The following is a 16,100-nucleotide window of genomic DNA, read 5'->3' on the forward strand; positions in this document are numbered from 1 at the left end:
GTTCTAGGGAGTACTCCCCTCCACTGGTGCTCAGTGTGCTCTGCCCTACGGGCCGAGTCCACTTACGGTGAACTACGACACATGCAGTGAGGGAACCTTTACAATTCGCTGACTTCCATGCGTCATTTCTCCCCGTTTGAAGGGTTTTGTGACTGAACCGGCATGAGCACGAGATCCGTGCTCATGCCGGGTTCGATCGATCAACGGGCGGCGAGCGCCAGTTCTTCCGCCCGGGCAGCCGGAACCGGTGCCGGGGACTCGCCGAGCAGATACCCCAGAGCCTGCTGGGCGTCCCAGCCGTCCGGGTGGAGGGCCAGCAGCTGCTTGGCGGCGGTGAGGTCGGAGCCGAGGGTGAGCAGCGGGCCCTCCTCGACGCCGGAGCGCACCTGGGGCATGCCCACGGTGGCCATCAGGCCGTTGCACAGGCACTTACGGCCGACGGTGTTGCTCAGGTCGCCGCCCTTGCGCAGGTAGTCGTCCTCGGGCTCGGACGGGCAGCGGTAGCCCAGCTGGCCGGGCTTCTTCTCGTAGGCCGTACGCAGGTAGGCCAGGTCGCAGATGCGGGTGCGCTCGGCGTAGGCCTCTTCGGTACCCAGTGTGCCGGCCATCGGCACGACCTTGAACGGGAAGCCGGTCGGGGAGGCCAGGGCGTCGGTGCGGACCTCGAGGCGGTCGCCGGCCAGGGCATCGAGCAGCTGGCCGCGGATCTGCGAGGTCGTGCCGGAGTCGCTGCTCAGTGCGAAGATCGTGCCGACCTGGACACCGACGGCGCCGAGGGCCCTGGCCTCCTGCACCAGCTCAGGGGTGGCGTAGGCGCCGGCCAGCCAGAACGGCAGACCGAACTTGGCGATCTTGGCCACGTCGGCCTCGTCGCGGGCACCGTAGACCGGCTCGCCGTTCTCGATCGTCATGCGGCCACGCGGCGGGGCGTTGTGCCCACCGGCGATGTGCCCCTCGACGACGAAACCGTCGGGGGTGGTGGCCTCTTCCTTGGTCAGGTAGGCCGCCAGCGGGTGCGAGGCGATGATGGCGAGGAACTTGGGACGCTTCAGAGGGGGGAAGTCCTCGGGAACCACGTCGCGGGGGTTGAGTTCGGTGGCGTAGGTCTGGGTTCCGCCGTCGACGTGGATCTCCATCGCCGCAAGCTCGTGGCGGGCCAATTTGTCGAGCAGGCGCGGGATCTTCGAGGGGATACCCGCACCGACGAGCACGTAGTCGACGCCGGCCAGCATCGCGCCGTAGGCGGCGGGAACGATCGCCAGCTGGATCTTCTCCAGCAGGTTGATGCCGACGGGGCCGCAGTGGCCCTCCTTGGCCAGCCAGACCTCGACGAAGGCGCTGGCCACCATCAGGTCGCGGCTGCGGCTGACCGGCTTCAGGGTCAGGTTGGGGACCGGCAGGTAGGCCTGGCCCTCCTCGCGGCCCTCGGGCCGGAAGTAACGCTCCAGGATGCGGTCGGCCACGGCCGGCACCGGGAAGTGGGCCAGCGCGCGGCGCATGTGGCCGCCCGGGTCGCCGTCCTGAAGACGGCGGGCCACCACGGTGTCGAGCGCGGTGCCGGACACCACGCCCAGGTTGCCGGTCTGGGCGACCTGGTTGGCCAGGTTCCAGTCGGAGACCGCGGCCCCCATTCCACCCTGGATGACGACGGGCAGAGCCGGCTCACTGCCGGGCTGCGCCCGGTCGAGACCGGGCGCTGACTCTTCGTTCCTCACAGCAGCAGGCCTTCCCGTCGAAGATGATCAACTTACGATTTCGTAAGTTACGCCTACGGAAACGTAAGTTACGCCCTCGAAGGTTCCCGACGCCAGACGCCGTGCAGGTAAAAAACCTGAGGTCACGGCCGGGGCGCGCTCAACGGCCCAGGTCAGGGCGATGCGCGGAGCGGGGCCCCGGTGCCTAAGATTTTGTTGGTGATCATGCAAAACCTCCCCGGCGTTCTAGAACTGTGATGGCCAGAGTTCTAGAACCTCGGGGAGGTTTTGCATGATCACGGAAGGGTTTTCCTAGATGTAGCCCAGCTTGCTCGCCGCGTAGACGGCCTCCGCGCGCCGGGACACGTCGAGCTTGCGCATGAGGTTGCCGACATGGAACTTCACCGTGGTCTCGGAGATGTAGAGACGGTCGCCGATCACCCGGTTGGAACAGCCCTGGGCGAGCAGGCGCAGTACCTCCACCTCGCGCTCGGTCAGCCGGGGACGGCCCTGGTCGGCCCCCGGGCTGAGACTGCGCACCATGGCGGCCGCGCTGCGGGCGTCCAGGGCGCTGTCACCTCGCCCGACGGCCCGGACCGCGCGCATCAGTTCGGTGGTGTCCGCGTCCTTCACCACATAGCCCCGGGCGCCGTGCTGGATGGCGGCCAGCACCATCCGGTCGTCGAGGAGGGTGGTCAGCACGAGCACCCCGATCCCGGGAAAACGACGGGTCAGCGCCGCGCAGACCGCCAGGCCCTCGGTGTCGGAGGAGGCGGAGAGCTTGAGGTCCAGCAGCACCACGTCGGGTCGCGACTGCTCCACCACCGCGAGCACCCCGGCCGCCGAGGCCGACTCACCCACGACGTGGAGATCGTCCTCACGCTCGAGAACCGCACGCAGTCCCTGACGCACGGTCGCGTGGTCGTCGACCAGCACGATGCCGATCCCCCTCGTCCGCGGTGAGGGGGCGGTCATGGGCGCTGACGTCGTTGTCATCGATGTCCCTCCAGATGCTCGATCGGTGCCTTCGCCTGCGAGAGCACGCCGCTGCGACATGCCCTCCCGTGCGACGGTCGTCCTCGGCCCGCATCTCCCCAGGACGGTAAGCGGGCCGGGCCCCTACGTAAAGGGCTCGCCGCAGAGGGTGAGCGCCTGCTCGATCGGCCGGGTCCGGTGCTCTAGGGTCCGACCGTGACCTATTCCCCGGTCCCCGAGCTGAACGCGTTGTGGGACTTCCAGGCCGAGCACGGGTTCGAGTCCTTCGCGCAGGGATTCGGGCTCTACGACACCTTCGGCGCCCGTGACGATCTGGCGCCCGGCTGGTGCCACGACGACGCGTTCCACGCCCGGCTGGCATCGTTCGCCCAGGCCACGGCCGGTGGCTCGATCTACGCCCTCTGGCGGGCCGACGACGGCACGCAGCCGGTGGTGGTGTTCGGCGACGAGGGTGGCATCCAGGTCGTGGCCGCCGACGTGCGGGACTTCCTGAGGGTTCTCAGCTTCGACGGGGAGCCGAGCGTCGACTGGGACCGGGTCTACTACTTCAAGAGCGACGAGGACGAGCCCAGCCCGGCTCATGAGGAGTTCGTAGCCTGGCTGGGCCTGCGTGCCCTCGAGCCCGTGGCCGAGGCCGATCCACTCGTCGAGGTGGCTCAGGAACGGTACGGCCAGGAGTTCAGCACCTGGCTCGGGCAGTTCCAGCTCGGGGACTAGCAGTGACTGGCTCTGACTAGCGGTACAGCACCTTCATCGCCTGACGCCGCACGGCCTTCACCGGCCGGCCCAGACGACCCTCGGCCGCCAGTGCCGAGCGCGCCGCGATCCAGCCGCAGGCCCCGTGCACGCCACCACCGGGATGGGTCGCGGCGCTGGCCAGGTAGAGGCCGTCCACCACGGTCTCGGGGCGGCCCAGGCCGGTGGCCGGGCGGAACACCAGCTGCTGGTGCAGCTGGGCCGTTCCCCCGTTGATCGCACCGTGATGCAGGTTCCCGTCGGCTGCCTCCAGATCGGAGGGACGCTGGAGGGTGCGGTGCCGCACCCGGTCGCGGAACCCCGGCGCGGCGAGTTCCAGGGTGTCCTCCATGGCGTCGGCCACTCGCTCCGCGTGCGCGTTGTCGTGCTGATCACGCGGTAGATGGGTGTAGGCCCAGACGCTTTCGGTGCCGGAGGGGGAGCGCGTGGGGTCGGCGGTGGTCATCTGGCCGAGCAGGGCGAACACCTCGTCCGGCGCCCGGCCCGCCGCCAGGTCGGACGACCAGCGTGACAGTCCGGACATCCCGCTGCCGTAGTGCACGGTCCCGGCCGATCGAGCGGCCTCCGCCTTCCACGGAATGCCGCCTTCCACCAGCCAGTTCATCTTCACCGTGGGCAGGTCCCACTCGAACCGGCGCAGGTCGGCCCGAAGCTTGTCGGGAAGGTGCTCCAGACCGACGATGTCGGTGAAGAGGCGTGGCGCGTCGACGTCTGCGAGCACCGCCTTCCGGACCCGGACCTCCCGCCCGCTCGCGGTACGCACCGCCACCGCGCGTCCGTCATCGACCACGACCTGGGTGACGTTCTCGCCCGTGTCGATGCGCGCACCGGCCGCCCGCGCCCGCCGGGCCATGGCCTGGGAGAGCATGCCGGCGCCGCCCTGGGGCACCGGAAAACCCACGTCCTGGGCCAGCATCACCAGCAGCCAGCCGAAGAGGCCGCTGCCGGTCGCATCCATCGGGACGTCGGCGTGCATGGCATTACCGGCGACCAGCAGCCGGCCGTGCTCACCCCGGAACCATTCCTGGCCCAGGCGGGTCACCGGTGACGCGGCGATCCGGGCCAGCTCGAGCGTGTCGCGGGCTCCGGCTTTCCACAACAATTTTCCACCCGAACGCACCGGGGGGAAGGGCGTGAACAAGGCCTCCAGCAGCGGCTCGCGCAGGCGCTTCCACTGCTCGAACAGTTTCAGCCAGGCCTCGCCGTCACCGGGGGCGTCGCGGTCGAGCGCAGCGGCGGTGTGATCCGGGTCGCGGTGGATGACGGCGCACTCGGCCTCGTCCGGCCCTCCGACGTGGGCGATCACGTTCGGCGCCTGCACCCAGGTCAGGCCGTGTTGCTCCAGGCCCAGTCGCTGGATGACCGGGGAGGCCGCCGCGAGCGGGTAGAAGGCGCTGAACAGGTCGGACGTGGCCTCGGGGGTCTGTGGCCAGAGCGATGCCGAGCGCACGGCCCCACCGACGTCGTCCTGCGCCTCCAGCACCAGCACGTCCCAGCCGGCATCGGCCAGGGCGCAGGCCCCGACCAGCCCGTTCGGTCCTGCGCCGATGACCACGGCGTCGACGGTCTCCACCCTTACCCTCCGTTTCGCGGGCATGCGCCCGTCAGGCCCATCCCAGCAGCCGGGGCCCCGGATCGCCAGCTGGAGGGGCCACCACCGTCACTCATGGTGGACGCGGTCCCGCACGGGGGTGCGGGCGCTGCCGGGCGTCGTGGTTGCCCGGTTCTGACCGATCGCCGACTACGTCTTGCAGTCGGGCGTATCCGCAGGGAAAGCTTGGGGCACCCAACGACGGGCGAGCACGGAGGACCGATGGCCTATCGCCGGAGAGCCGGGCACCGACCCCTGGTCGGCCCAAGAGCCCCCAGAGCCCAGCACCAGTTCCAGCTTTCGCTCGTCCACCCGGGTAGACCGTTCGCCGCCGCCTGACGCGGCCTGACCCGTCCGAGCCGCCGGACGCAGTCGAAGAGTTCCCGACCAGGACCGATACCGTTCCGGATTCCGCGACAGTCGCCTGATCCGCACCGGCCGATCCTCGACCCGGAAGACCCGACCAGCTCTCAGCCGGCGAGGTACCCGCCAATACCCATGTCGTCCGCCACGATTCGTGCAGCCCTCAGAGCCTGCGGGTTCAGGTCCCGGATGGCCTCGTACTGGACCGTGGGAGCGACCAGCGTCTGCACCGGCCGCTTTCCCGGCGGCGTCTCGACCAGGGCCACCACGGCGTCACTGACCTGATCGGCCGGGCCGATGTTTCCGGCGTTCTCGGTGGTGCGCCGGGTCAGGTCACCGATGAAGCTCGTGAGCCTCTCGCCGTAGAGGCTCATCCGGGCCTGGTCCTGGGGCAAGGACGTGTTGGGGCCGATGTTCGTGGGGTAGGCCGCCGCATCGACGACCACGGATTCGATGCCGTAGGGCGCCAGTTCGTGCTGCCAGGCCTCGGTCAGGCTGCGCTGGGCGGCTTTGCTGGCGGCGTACAGGCCGTTGAACGGCGGGGTGAGCCAGCTCGACAGGGAGCCGATCTGGATCAGGGCGCCGTGCCCCTGCTCACGCATGGACGGGATGACGGCGTTGTTGACCCGCAGCGCGCCGAGCGTGTTCACGTCGAACTGCCGGTGGGCCTCCTGCGCGGTGTAGGCCTCGAGAGGTCCGGCGAAGTTCATGCCGGCGTTGTTCACCACCACGTCAATCCGTCCTGCCGTCTGCAGGACGGTGCTGACGGCCTGCTCGACCGAGGTCTCGTCGGTCACGTCGATCTCGACCACGTGCAGGCCGAGGCCTTCGGCGGTGGCGAGGGCGGTCAGTTCGGCGGCGGCCCGGGCGTTGCGGCCGGCCACGTCGCGCAGGCCGGCGAAGACCTGGTGCCCGCGCCGGGCCAGAGCCTCGACGGTCAGTCGGCCGAAGCCGCTGCTGGTGCCCGTGACCAGCACGATCCGGGGCTCGAAGACGGTCGTTGCGCTCATCGGTACTCTCCTCGGCCAATGAAGTGGGGTGAGCCCCCGCTTCTGTGGAGGACAATATGGAGGGCCACCCCACTTGTCAACGGCAAGTGGGGTGACGCCCCGTTTATGGCTCAGTACGATGGTCGGCAGACCAGGACGATGGAGGTGCCGTGCCCGAGGGTGCTACTGCGCAGGCCCGGTCCGGCCGTCCCCGCCGGGCCGATGCGCGCCGCAACTACGACCAGATCCTGCGGGCGGCCGAGGCCGAGATCGCCCGGGCCGGGGCGGATGCCTCGCTGGAAGAGATCGCCCGCCGGGCCGGAGTCGGATCAGCCACACTGCACCGGCACTTCCCGTCCCGGTATGCCTTGCTGGAAGCCGTCTTCCACGACCGGGTGGCGATTTTCTGCGACCAGGCCCGCGAACTCGCGCAGGCGAGCGACCCGGGGCCGGCGCTGATCGACTGGCTGCGCGCCGTCGCGGTCTTCAGTGCCAGTACCCGAGGGCTGGCGGCCTCTCTGCTGGCTGCGGCGCAGGAGCAGGAACAGATGATCGACCGATCCTGTGAGGGCATGCTGCTCGCGGCCGGTGACGATCTGCTGGCGGCAGCCCAGACCGCCGGAACGGTGCGGGCCGGGGTGGCCGCCGCCGACCTGCTCACCCTCGTCAACGCGGTGGCGCTGGCCACCGAGGGGGCCGCAGACCCGGCCGGGCAGGCCGACCGCCTGCTCTCCCTGGCTCTGGAGGGGATCAGGCCCTAGAGCATCCGGGCGACCAGGCGCAGCTGCTCCAGCACCGCCTCGACGGCCGGCACGCCATGACTGCTGGGGGCCAGTACGGCCGACACCGTTCGTGACGGATATCCCTCCAGCGGAAGCACCTTCACCGCCGGATTGAGGCTGGCCCGGAGCGTCATACCGGGCAGGGCAGCCACGGCGATCCCCGCCGCGACCAGCGCCTGCACCACCACGTAGTCGTCTGTGCTGTGCCGGATGTCCGGGGTGAAACCGCTCTTCACCGCCTCGCGCACCAGGTGCTTGCGACAGGAGACGCACCCGGCGATCCAGCGCTGACCGGCCAGATCTTTCAGCGTCACCGACTCGCGGTCGGCCAGGGGATGGTGGTGGCCCATCACCGCGCGCAGTGGATCACGCAGCAGTTTCACGGCCTCCAGCGGACCACGCTCGAAATCCTCACCCGGGTAGTCGAACACGATGGCCAGATCGCACTGACCCTCGGCCAGCAGCACCAGTGCCTCGGGCGGCTCCACCTGGGTCAGACGGACGTCCAGACCCGGATGCTCGGCGCTCAGGTTCATCAGCGCGGTCGCGACCAGGGTGGCGCTCGCCGAGGGGAAGGCCGCGATCCGGACCCGTCCGGTGCGGCGCCGGGCCAGGTCGGCGAGGGCCTCACCGGCGGCCTCGAGCCGGGCGTCGATGGCGTCGGCGTGGCGCAACAGCAACTGACCGGGGTCGGTCAGCGCGATGCCGCGCCCGACCCGGGTGATCAGGGCCAGGCCGAGATCCTTCTCCAGTTTGCGGATGTGCTGGCTGACGGCCGGCTGCGTCCAGCCCAGCGTGCGGGCGGCGGCGGCCATCGAACCGGAATGGGCAACCTCGCGGAACACCAGCAGGCGCCGTGGGTCGAGGCGGGTGGTCGCGGAGCTCTCGGCCAGCACCGGCCGGTCAGGGTCGCTCAGGCTCTCGGAAACGGGAACGTTACGAACGGTTCCGCCGGCGTCCGGGATCCGGCTCGTCACCGAAGGTGAGGTCGTCTCCTGGGCCGCGGCCACGGTGGGCACAGCGTGACCGGTGTGGCGTCGCACCTGGTCCGGCGGGTCGAGGACCTCCTCCGCCTGCAGGTCCGGCACGGCGTGGGTGTGGACTACGGGCTGTTCGTCGTCGCCGATCGGTGCCATGGATCTATTCACCCACACAATCCAGCGAAACCAAAGCAGAGCTTGGGGATCACTCAGACCAAGTCGTTCTTGTGGCACCTTCCAACGTTGCGGGACGGTGAAAGCGGTAGGACGGACAGCTGGAAGAGGGAGACGAACATGCTGACGATCGGTTTGCTCGGCGGAATGAGCTGGCAGTCCACGGCGGAGTACTACCGGATCGCGAACGAGATGGTCGCGATGCGCCTCGGCGGCCTGCACTCGGCGCGGGTCGTGATGGCCTCGGTCGACTTCGCGGAGATCGGCAAACTGCAGCGGGCCGGGCAGTGGGACGAAGCCGGCCGGGTGCTGGCGCGAGAGGCCCGCGGACTCCAGGCCGCCGGTGCCGACATGGTGCTGATCTGTACGAACACCATGCACAAGGTCGCCGACGAGGTCGCGGCCGCGATCACCGTGCCGCTGGTGCATCTGGCCGACACCTCCGCCGAGGCGGTGAAGGCGGCCGGCGTGCGTCGGGTCGCCCTGCTCGGCACCGCCTTCACCATGGAGCAGGACTTCTACCGCGACCGTCTGGCCTCGCACGGCCTGGAGGTGCTCGTGCCGACCGAACCGGAACGTGCTCTCGTGCACCGGGTGATCTTCGAGGAGCTGTGCGTCGGGATCATTCGGGAGGAGTCCCGCCAGGCCTACCGCGACATCATCGCCGGGCTGGTGGCCCGGGGGGCCGAAGGCGTGATCCTCGGCTGCACCGAGATCGAGCTGCTGATTTCCCAGGCGGACAGCACGGTTCCGGTCTTCCCGACCACCCGCCTGCACATCGAGGCCGCGGTGAACCGGGCGATGGGGACCGAACTGGCGGCTGTCTGAGACGCGCACGGTTCGCTGTCGGGCGAACCGTGCCCGCGTTACCGTCGACGACATGCAGATCGCCGATGTGGACGTGGCGGCGGCCGCCCGACTGCTGGCCGACCCGTCGCGCTCGGCGATGCTCACGATGCTGCTCGACGGCCGGGCCCATCCGGCCGGGGCGCTGGCCCAGGCCGCGGCCATCGGGCGCCCGGCGGCCAGCGCGCACCTGAAGCAGCTGGTCGGGGCCGGCTATCTCGACGTGGTGCAGCAGGGACGCCACCGCTACTACCGCATCGCCCGGCCGGAGGTCGCGACCGCGCTGGAGTCGCTGGCCGCGATCGCGCCCTCCCTTCCGGTGCGCAGCTTGCGGCAGAGCTCGGCCGCTCGTCGCCTGGCTGCGGCCCGCACCTGCTACGACCATCTCGCCGGGCAGGCCGGGGTGCTCCTGCACGACGCCCTGCGTGATCATGGGCAGGTGGCCGAGGATGCCGTGACCTATCCCGGTGTTTCGGCTTTCGGCGGTCTGGGCATCGACGTGGAACTGCTGCGCCGGGGTCGTCGTCCACTGCTCAAAACCTGTCTGGACTGGACCGAGCGCCGCCCCCACCTCGCCGGGGCCCTCCCGGCCGCGTTGCTCGTCGCCTTCACCGACCGGGGCTGGATGGTGCGGCGCACGGGACGTCAGGTCGAGATCGCCCCGGCCGGATGGGAGCAACTGCGCGACTGGCTGGGCTGTTCTGCGGGCTGCCACGTGCGATAGGGCCGTCGGCGTCTCTGCTCCAGTCAAAGGTCACGCCACAAATGGGTATTTCGATGTCAAGATCGCTCACCCCCTCGTTCGCCGGACGCTGCCCCGGTATCTTGAGATTCTCGATGTAGAGCGCACGGAAGGCGGCCTCGGTGAGAATCAGCCAGCTGAGCGAAAAAACCGGAGTCAGCGCGCGCTCCTTGCGTTATTACGAGCAGCAGGGCCTGATTTCCGCCGTGCGTCGCCCGAACGGATATCGGGACTACGACGACGAGGCGGTGACGACCGTCCTGATGATCCGCTCGCTGATCGATCGCGGTTGCCCGACCGAACTGATCCGCAGTCTGCTGCCCAGCAATACGATCACCCACCTCGACCAGGCCGTCGGGCAGAGCGTGATCGAGTGCGTCACCAGCGTTCGCGACGAGGTGGCCGAGAAGGTCACGCACCTCTCGCGGACCCGGGACTCCCTGACGCACTTCCTGGAGCAGACACACCGCCTCGAGGCGCGATCACTCGTGGCTCAGTAGAAGTTCCGAGACCAGATCGGCCACCCGGATGTCCCGGTTGGTCTTCCCGAGGATGCCCGGTGCCCGTTTCGGCCCGGGAACGGTGTGCCCGCCACCGTGAATCGTGAAGAGCACTACCGGTGGACGTTCTCCGTCCCGGAAGTCGGTGCGCTCGACGGACGATGTGCTCTCGTTCGCGGGGAGCGTCGTGGTCGTGGGTGGTTGCGTGATGCCGTTGCGTGCCGCGTAGTACCCGGCCGAGCGCGGCATCGACAACGCCTGCCCACCCACCTTGAATACCTTGCGGGCCCACCATTTCAGGCCGCCACCGTGATAGGCCACGATCGGGTCCTGGGTACCGGCGATCAGCACCACCGGCATCGGGACCGGTGCCGGGGCCGGGTCGGGCACCAGGAAGCTCTCCGGTGTGGGCATGGTCGCACCGATCACCACCGCGCCCGAGATCAGGTCAGGGGCTTCGTGGATCAGGCGCATCACCATCTGCCCACCGTTGGAGTAGCCCACCGCGAAGACCTTCTTCGCGCCGAGTCGGCCCGCCACTGCCCGGGCGAAGGCGACGTCGTCGATGTTCTCCGTGCGGGCCGGGAAGAAGCTCTCGCGCCGGGCATCGTTCCAATTGCCCCGATATCCGTCCAGGTAGGCCACTGTGGCGCCCTGGGCCGTCAGGGTGTCGTACTGCCGGCCGGTGAATTCGCGGTGTTTCGGGCCGGTCTGCTTCGATCCGTGAAAGACCAGTACCAGCACGGACGAGGGTTGTTCCGGGAGCACCACCGTGAAGGTACGCGTGCGGCCGTTCACTTCGACGTTGTCCAGCATGAGGCCGACGCTAAACTCTGACATCGTGTCAAGGTCAAGCATGGGCGGTGGCAGACGTGAAGATCAGTGATCTCAGCACGAAGACCGGTGTGAGCGCCCGCTCGCTGCGGTACTACGAGCAGCAAGGCCTGATCACGGCCGTGCGTCGGCCGAACGGCTACCGCGACTACGACGACGAGGCCGTGGCGACGGTGCTGACCATTCGCTCGCTGCTCGACCTGGGTTTCCCCAGTGAGCTGATCCGCACGGTCATGCCCTGCACGAAGGGTGACACCGATCAGGCCGTCTGTGAGGGCGTGGTCGAGCGGGTCACCGCCATCCGCGACGAGATGGCGCAGCGGGTGGTGCAGATGGAACAGACCCGCGACACCCTGACTCGGTACCTGACGGAGCAATCTGCCGGTCTGCCGCCTGTCGTACCCGCAAAATGATGAAGCCGGAGGTCACGGCCTCCGGCTTCTGAGCGGTGTGCGATGTGGGGTCAGTCGTCATGACGGTCCACCCTCCGGCGCGCGGCGCGGCGGCTGTCCTCGGCCCGGCGGTTGCGGCGCGAACCGTCGCCGTTCGTGGCCGAGGCGATCTGGTTGAGCATCAGCCGGTGCTGGAGCTCGGTGGGGCTGAGGGCGCGCCGGGCGACGAGTTGCTCGTCCGTCCAGGTCTTCAGGAGTTTCATGGTTCTACTGAATACGGGTTGGAGGCGCCCGGTGTCACCTGGTTTTCTCAGTCTGCGTGGATCGGGACCTGCCAGGCCATGACCGTGCCGCTCGCGCCGCCGACCCGGGGCTTGAGGGTGCAGGTGCCCTCGTGCCGCTCGGCGCGGGTGCGCATGGTCGTGGTGCCGGTCCCGATCTTGGCATCCGCGGAGATGCCGCTGCCGTTGTCCTCGACCTCGAGCATCACCTGACCGTCGCCGACGCCGAGCCGCACCTCGACGTGGGTGGCGTGGGCGTGGCGGGCGGCGTTGGAGAGGGCCTCGCGGAGCACGGCGAGCAGATCGCTGTAGACCGACGTCGGAACCAGGGTGTCGACCGGCCCGCGGAAGGTGAGGACCGGCTCGAAACCCAATGTGCCGGTGGATTCCGAGACCACGCTGAGGGCTTCTGAGCGCAGGCTGGTGGGCTCGTCGTCGGGTTGCTGCAGGCTGAAGATCGACGTGCGGATGGCGTGGATCGTCGTGTCCAGGTCGTCGATCAGGCCGGACAGCTTGCCGGTCTGGACCTGGTTCCCGATGTTCATGCTGATGCTCTGCAGCCCCAGGCCGACGGCGAAGATCCGCTGGATCACCAGGTCGTGCAGGTCGCGGGCGATGCGGTCACGGTCTTCGAGCACGGCGAGCCGCTGTCGGTCGGAGGCCTGGCGGCTGAACTGCACGGCGAGAGCGGCCTGACCGGCGAAGCTTTCGAGCATGTGCATGTCGGCCTCGGAGTACGGCTCGTCGCCGGGGCCACGAGCGACCGACAGCACCCCGATCACGCTGTCACCCACCACGAGCGGCACGAGCACAGCCGGGCCGCTGTAGCACTCGGAGATACCCGGCCCGGTCACGAATCCCTCGGCCAGGAACGCATGGGGTTCCGAAAGGCGGCTGTCGGAAAGGTTGTAGCGGGTTCCGAGGGTTTCGTCGGTGTTCTCGCCGTAGGCGGCGCGCACGCTGAGGCCACCGTCGGAGTCGTTCAGCAGCAGGAAGCTCGCCCCGCCACCGGCCACGGTGGAGGCCCGCTCCACCACGAGCCGCATGGTCTCCTCGGTCTCGGCGCCGGCCAACAGCGACTTGGTCACGTCGCCGGCCGCGGTCAGCCAGGCTTCCCGGCGGCGGGTGACGTCGAACAGGCGGGAGTTCTCGATCGCGATACCCGCGGCCGCGGCCAGGGCCACGATGAGCTGCTCGTCACGCTCGGTGAAGGCTCCATCACCGCGCTTCTCGGTCAGATAGAGGTTCCCGAAAACCTCACCCCGCACCCGCAGGGGTACCCCGAGGAAGCTGCCCATCGGAGGGTGGTTCGGCGGGAAGCCGGTGGACGCGGGATGGTCGGCCAGGTTGTCCAGGCGCAGTGGCACCGGTAGGTCGATGAGGACACCGAGAATGCCCTTGCCACGAGGCGGTTCGCCGATCTTCAGGCGCTCGTGGGTGGGGATGCCGACCGTGATGAAGTCGATCAGGTCGACGCCGTCGGGGCCGAGCAGACCCAGGGCGGCGTACTTGGCCTCGGCCAGGTCGGCCGCGAGCTCGGTGATACGCCGCAGGGTGTCGGGCAGGCTCAGGTCACTGGCCACGGCGATCACCGCGTCGAGCAGCCGGTGGAGCTGCTGCTCGGTGTCGATGATCTCCTGGGAGCGTCCGATGAGCTCCTGCAGAAGTCGCTCCAGCCCCAATTTGGGCAGGGGTGGGGGTTGCCCGGCGCTCCAGTACCGGTGGGCCTCGATGGCATCCCGGTTGTGGCCGTAGCGTTCGTTGTCGTCGTTCTCGGTGTTCACTTCTGCTGGATCCTCGCCGCCGCCGTTGAGTGCCCGGCGGGAATCATTTCACGACGGGCTCTAGGCAACGTCCTGTCACCCGCTCCAGGGCCACCGCGAGGGTACGGTCATGGCGACCGGGCATCCAGGCCCGGGGCCGGTTCACCTGGCGTCCGGCCAGGGAGTCGCCCTCCTGGAGCTCGAAGGAACGACCCACCACATTGACGCTCCATCCCAGGTGGGTGGCCTCGTCGATCTTGTCGACGTGGAAGGCGACCACGGTGTTGCGGGCGGCGCGCTCGATGATGGAGCCGTTGGCGAAGGGGATCAGAAGCACGTCGTCGGCCAGGGAGACATTGACCGGAAGAACGTCGGGCATGGCTCGGTAGGTGAACACGAGCTGCCCGATCTGTGCGGTGGCCAGGAGTGCCAGGCATTCCGCGCGGTCGAGAACGCGCACGTTCAGCTCCGGGAGCCCCTCGTCGTCACCGGACGTCGAGGGCACGGCGACGTCGGGTTGCTGGTCGGTGCTGGGCACGGGGGGACTGGGCCTTCCAGGTTCCGGCGGACATGCAGATCTCGTGAGTCTGCGACGCCCGGCCAGGTGGTCGGCAGGGTCGAAGGTCCTGAGGCTGGACACCGGTGGGTCCTCCTGGGTGGTCGGTGTGGCGGTGCCCCACCGTCGAGGAGGAGGTGGGCTGTTCTCCCGGGAACAGGCACCGAGGCCAGGGAGGGAGACCCTGGCCTCGGGAGGGTGGAGCGAGATTTCGTGGAGTCAGCCGGCGATGAGGGTTTCCTCCTTCCCGTCGGGGACCGGGGGAATCGTGTCGCCGTGGACGACCAGGACGGGGCAGGAGGCGTACTCGGCGACCTTGGCGCTGATCGAGCCGAGCAGCACTCCGGCGACTCCGCCGTGGCCACGGCTTCCGACGACGACCATGGTGGCGAACCGGGATTCTTCGATCAGGATCTTCGCCGCGTTGCCCTCGCGGACCACCAGCTCGATCTCGACCGGTGCTTGGAAGGTTTCGGCGATGGTCTCGGTGAGCAGGCGGCGCGAGTCCCGCGGCGGGTCCCAGTCGCTGGGCCAGGTGGCCCATCCGTAGGTGGCGGGGAACTCCCAGGCGGTGACGGCGCGGAGGGTGGCTCCGGTGGTCGTCGCGAGCCGGGAGGCCCATCGCAGGGCTTGCCGGGACTGGATCGAGCCGTCCACCCCTACGATGATTCGGTTGGTGGTCATGGCCAGATCTCCTTCCCTTTCAGAATGTTTCGGTCATGGGTGGGGCCGGGTCGCCCGCGGGTGGGGGATGCTGGTGACCCGGCGGCTCTCAGCTGATCAGTGCATCCACTTCTGGTCCTTGACGATCGGGAGCTTCTCCCAGACGTTGCCCAGACCCCAGGTCTTGCCGGCGGCAACAGCGACCAGGGCGAACAGCACCAGTGCGTAGATGATGTGGTAGTCGATCAGGGGGTTGGTGCTACCGGTGGGCTCGCCGGCTCCGTTGGTCTGGGCCAGCGGCCACTCGGCCAGCCACATCATGGCCATGATGATCGCGCCACTGACGGCCGAGATCTTCATCGCCACACCGGCGATCACTGCGACACCGACCGCGAACATGCCCAGGATGAAGAGCACGTCCACCACCACATTGCCGGCCATGTTGTTGAACATCGAGGCGAACGGGCCCTGGTCGATGCTCCCCAGGAATCCTTTGGCGGGGGAACCGCCGTTGACCCAGGCCTTCTCGCTCACGGTCGAATAGTGAAGGCCGAACGTCTTGTCGATTGCCGCCCAGAGGAAGATGAAGCCGGTCACCACCCGAAGGACTGCGAACAGCTTTGCGGCGCCGCTCTTTACGACGATCGGTGAGGCTTCCACGTCGCTGGTGGTGACGTTTTCGGTGAGGCCGCTTGCCGACGAATCGATCGACATGACCAGTTCCTCTCTGGGGTTTCTTTCATCTTCGGTTGATGACGTCAGTCTGCTCCGGCGTATACGTAGCGGGAGCGGCCAAAAGCACGTCGTCATCGCGTCAAAGGTCCCGCCAAAGGTCCTGTGCTCCAGGAATGGCGATCAAGGTCGGCCATCAGGGCTCTGACCTGGCCATTCGCATTTTTGCGCGGCTTGTTGCAAGCTTGCGCGCACCCAAGGGCGGCGAGGCTTCGATCGGCGTCCTTCGAATGCGGATGCTGATCGGTGTGAGGTGCGCTCGTGCTGCACAATTTCGACCTCGTTGCCCTGGCTGTGACACTGCCCGAGTACGACCTGCTCCCGGGTGCCCTGGGAACGGTCCTCGAGGTCTACACAGAGCCGAGAATCACGTACAACGTGGAATTCGGTGCTTCTGACGGCGGCATCATGCCGCTGGTGACGCTGGATCCCGAGCAGGTACAGAAGCTCGGGCGATGACTTCTTG

The 16,100-nt window shown here is 68.6% G+C and carries 18 protein-coding genes; 7 read left to right on the forward strand and 11 right to left on the reverse strand.

Features of this window, described 5'->3' with window-relative positions; all coding sequences use genetic code 11:
* Positions 1–200 precede the first annotated feature (200 nt).
* Positions 201–1,715 carry a nitronate monooxygenase gene (locus tag QSK05_RS02935; RefSeq protein WP_285593609.1) on the reverse strand — a complete coding sequence of 505 codons (1,515 nt, stop codon included), beginning with the start codon at positions 1,713–1,715 and terminating at the stop codon, positions 201–203.
* A 291-nt stretch (positions 1,716–2,006) separates the two neighbouring features.
* On the reverse strand, positions 2,007–2,690 hold the full coding sequence (locus QSK05_RS02940; RefSeq protein WP_285593611.1) for a MadR family response regulator transcription factor: 684 nt from the start codon (positions 2,688–2,690) through the stop codon (positions 2,007–2,009).
* A 195-nt stretch (positions 2,691–2,885) separates the two neighbouring features.
* On the opposite strand from QSK05_RS02940, the gene QSK05_RS02945 reads away from it, so the two are divergent.
* Positions 2,886–3,407: a hypothetical protein gene (locus tag QSK05_RS02945; protein WP_285593614.1), complete on the forward strand. Its 522-nt coding sequence runs from the start codon at positions 2,886–2,888 to the stop codon at positions 3,405–3,407.
* Positions 3,408–3,423: 16 nt separating this feature from the next.
* Here the strand turns inward: QSK05_RS02945 and QSK05_RS02950 are convergent, their stop codons facing one another.
* Both QSK05_RS02950 and QSK05_RS02955 read right to left on the reverse strand, forming a co-directional pair.
* Complete coding sequence (locus QSK05_RS02950) at positions 3,424–5,043, reverse strand: phytoene desaturase family protein (protein WP_502879706.1); 1,620 nt, start codon at positions 5,041–5,043, stop codon at positions 3,424–3,426.
* 464 nt (positions 5,044–5,507) lie between these two features.
* Positions 5,508–6,410 (reverse strand): SDR family oxidoreductase, encoded by a 903-nt coding sequence (locus tag QSK05_RS02955; protein ID WP_285593618.1) that lies wholly within the window; start codon positions 6,408–6,410, stop codon positions 5,508–5,510.
* A 149-nt stretch (positions 6,411–6,559) separates the two neighbouring features.
* On the opposite strand from QSK05_RS02955, the gene QSK05_RS02960 reads away from it, so the two are divergent.
* Positions 6,560–7,150, forward strand: a complete 591-nt coding sequence (locus QSK05_RS02960) for a TetR/AcrR family transcriptional regulator (RefSeq protein ID WP_285593620.1) — start codon at positions 6,560–6,562, stop codon at positions 7,148–7,150.
* On the opposite strand, the gene QSK05_RS02965 is transcribed toward QSK05_RS02960, so the two are convergent.
* Positions 7,147–8,307: a LysR family transcriptional regulator gene (locus QSK05_RS02965; protein ID WP_285593622.1), complete on the reverse strand. Its 1,161-nt coding sequence runs from the start codon at positions 8,305–8,307 to the stop codon at positions 7,147–7,149. The two genes, QSK05_RS02960 and QSK05_RS02965, sit on opposite strands and share 4 nt — an antisense overlap.
* A 138-nt stretch (positions 8,308–8,445) precedes the next feature.
* Between QSK05_RS02965 and QSK05_RS02970 the strand changes: the two genes are divergently transcribed.
* The 3 genes from QSK05_RS02970 to QSK05_RS02980 all read left to right on the forward strand — a co-directional run bounded on the left by QSK05_RS02970 (position 8,446) and on the right by QSK05_RS02980 (position 10,413).
* Entirely contained in the window at positions 8,446–9,153 is a 708-nt protein-coding gene (locus tag QSK05_RS02970; RefSeq protein WP_285593624.1) for an aspartate/glutamate racemase family protein, read from the forward strand.
* A gap of 52 nt (positions 9,154–9,205) precedes the next feature.
* A complete protein-coding gene (locus tag QSK05_RS02975; RefSeq protein WP_285593626.1) occupies positions 9,206–9,895 on the forward strand; it encodes an ArsR/SmtB family transcription factor in 690 nt (229 codons plus the stop codon).
* Positions 9,896–10,035: 140 nt separating this feature from the next.
* On the forward strand, positions 10,036–10,413 hold the full coding sequence (locus QSK05_RS02980; RefSeq protein WP_285593628.1) for a MerR family transcriptional regulator: 378 nt from the start codon (positions 10,036–10,038) through the stop codon (positions 10,411–10,413).
* Here QSK05_RS02980 and QSK05_RS02985 read toward each other — a convergent pair.
* Complete coding sequence (locus QSK05_RS02985; protein WP_285593630.1) at positions 10,396–11,229, reverse strand: CE1 family esterase; 834 nt, start codon at positions 11,227–11,229, stop codon at positions 10,396–10,398. The genes QSK05_RS02980 and QSK05_RS02985 overlap by 18 nt on opposite strands.
* 47 nt (positions 11,230–11,276) lie before the next feature.
* Between QSK05_RS02985 and QSK05_RS02990 the strand changes: the two genes are divergently transcribed.
* Complete coding sequence (locus QSK05_RS02990) at positions 11,277–11,660, forward strand: MerR family transcriptional regulator (protein ID WP_285593632.1); 384 nt, start codon at positions 11,277–11,279, stop codon at positions 11,658–11,660.
* Between the two features lie 50 nt (positions 11,661–11,710).
* Here the strand turns inward: QSK05_RS02990 and QSK05_RS02995 are convergent, their stop codons facing one another.
* The 5 genes from QSK05_RS02995 to QSK05_RS03015 form a co-directional block, all read right to left on the reverse strand.
* Positions 11,711–11,902: a hypothetical protein gene (locus tag QSK05_RS02995; protein ID WP_285593634.1), complete on the reverse strand. Its 192-nt coding sequence runs from the start codon at positions 11,900–11,902 to the stop codon at positions 11,711–11,713.
* 47 nt (positions 11,903–11,949) lie between these two features.
* A complete protein-coding gene (locus tag QSK05_RS03000) occupies positions 11,950–13,704 on the reverse strand; it encodes a GAF domain-containing sensor histidine kinase (protein WP_285593636.1) in 1,755 nt (584 codons plus the stop codon).
* Between the two features lie 43 nt (positions 13,705–13,747).
* Positions 13,748–14,221 carry a pyridoxamine 5'-phosphate oxidase family protein gene (locus tag QSK05_RS03005; RefSeq protein WP_285593638.1) on the reverse strand — a complete coding sequence of 158 codons (474 nt, stop codon included), beginning with the start codon at positions 14,219–14,221 and terminating at the stop codon, positions 13,748–13,750.
* A 237-nt stretch (positions 14,222–14,458) separates the two neighbouring features.
* Positions 14,459–14,923: a universal stress protein gene (locus QSK05_RS03010; protein ID WP_285593639.1), complete on the reverse strand. Its 465-nt coding sequence runs from the start codon at positions 14,921–14,923 to the stop codon at positions 14,459–14,461.
* A gap of 96 nt (positions 14,924–15,019) precedes the next feature.
* Positions 15,020–15,616 (reverse strand): hypothetical protein, encoded by a 597-nt coding sequence (locus tag QSK05_RS03015; protein WP_285593641.1) that lies wholly within the window; start codon positions 15,614–15,616, stop codon positions 15,020–15,022.
* A 279-nt stretch (positions 15,617–15,895) separates the two neighbouring features.
* On the opposite strand from QSK05_RS03015, the gene QSK05_RS03020 reads away from it, so the two are divergent.
* Entirely contained in the window at positions 15,896–16,093 is a 198-nt protein-coding gene (locus QSK05_RS03020) for a DUF4926 domain-containing protein (RefSeq protein WP_285593642.1), read from the forward strand.
* The last annotated feature ends 7 nt before the right edge of the window (positions 16,094–16,100 follow it).

The organism is Kineosporia sp. NBRC 101731 (genome assembly GCF_030269305.1).
Lineage (GTDB): Bacteria > Actinomycetota > Actinomycetes > Actinomycetales > Kineosporiaceae > Kineosporia.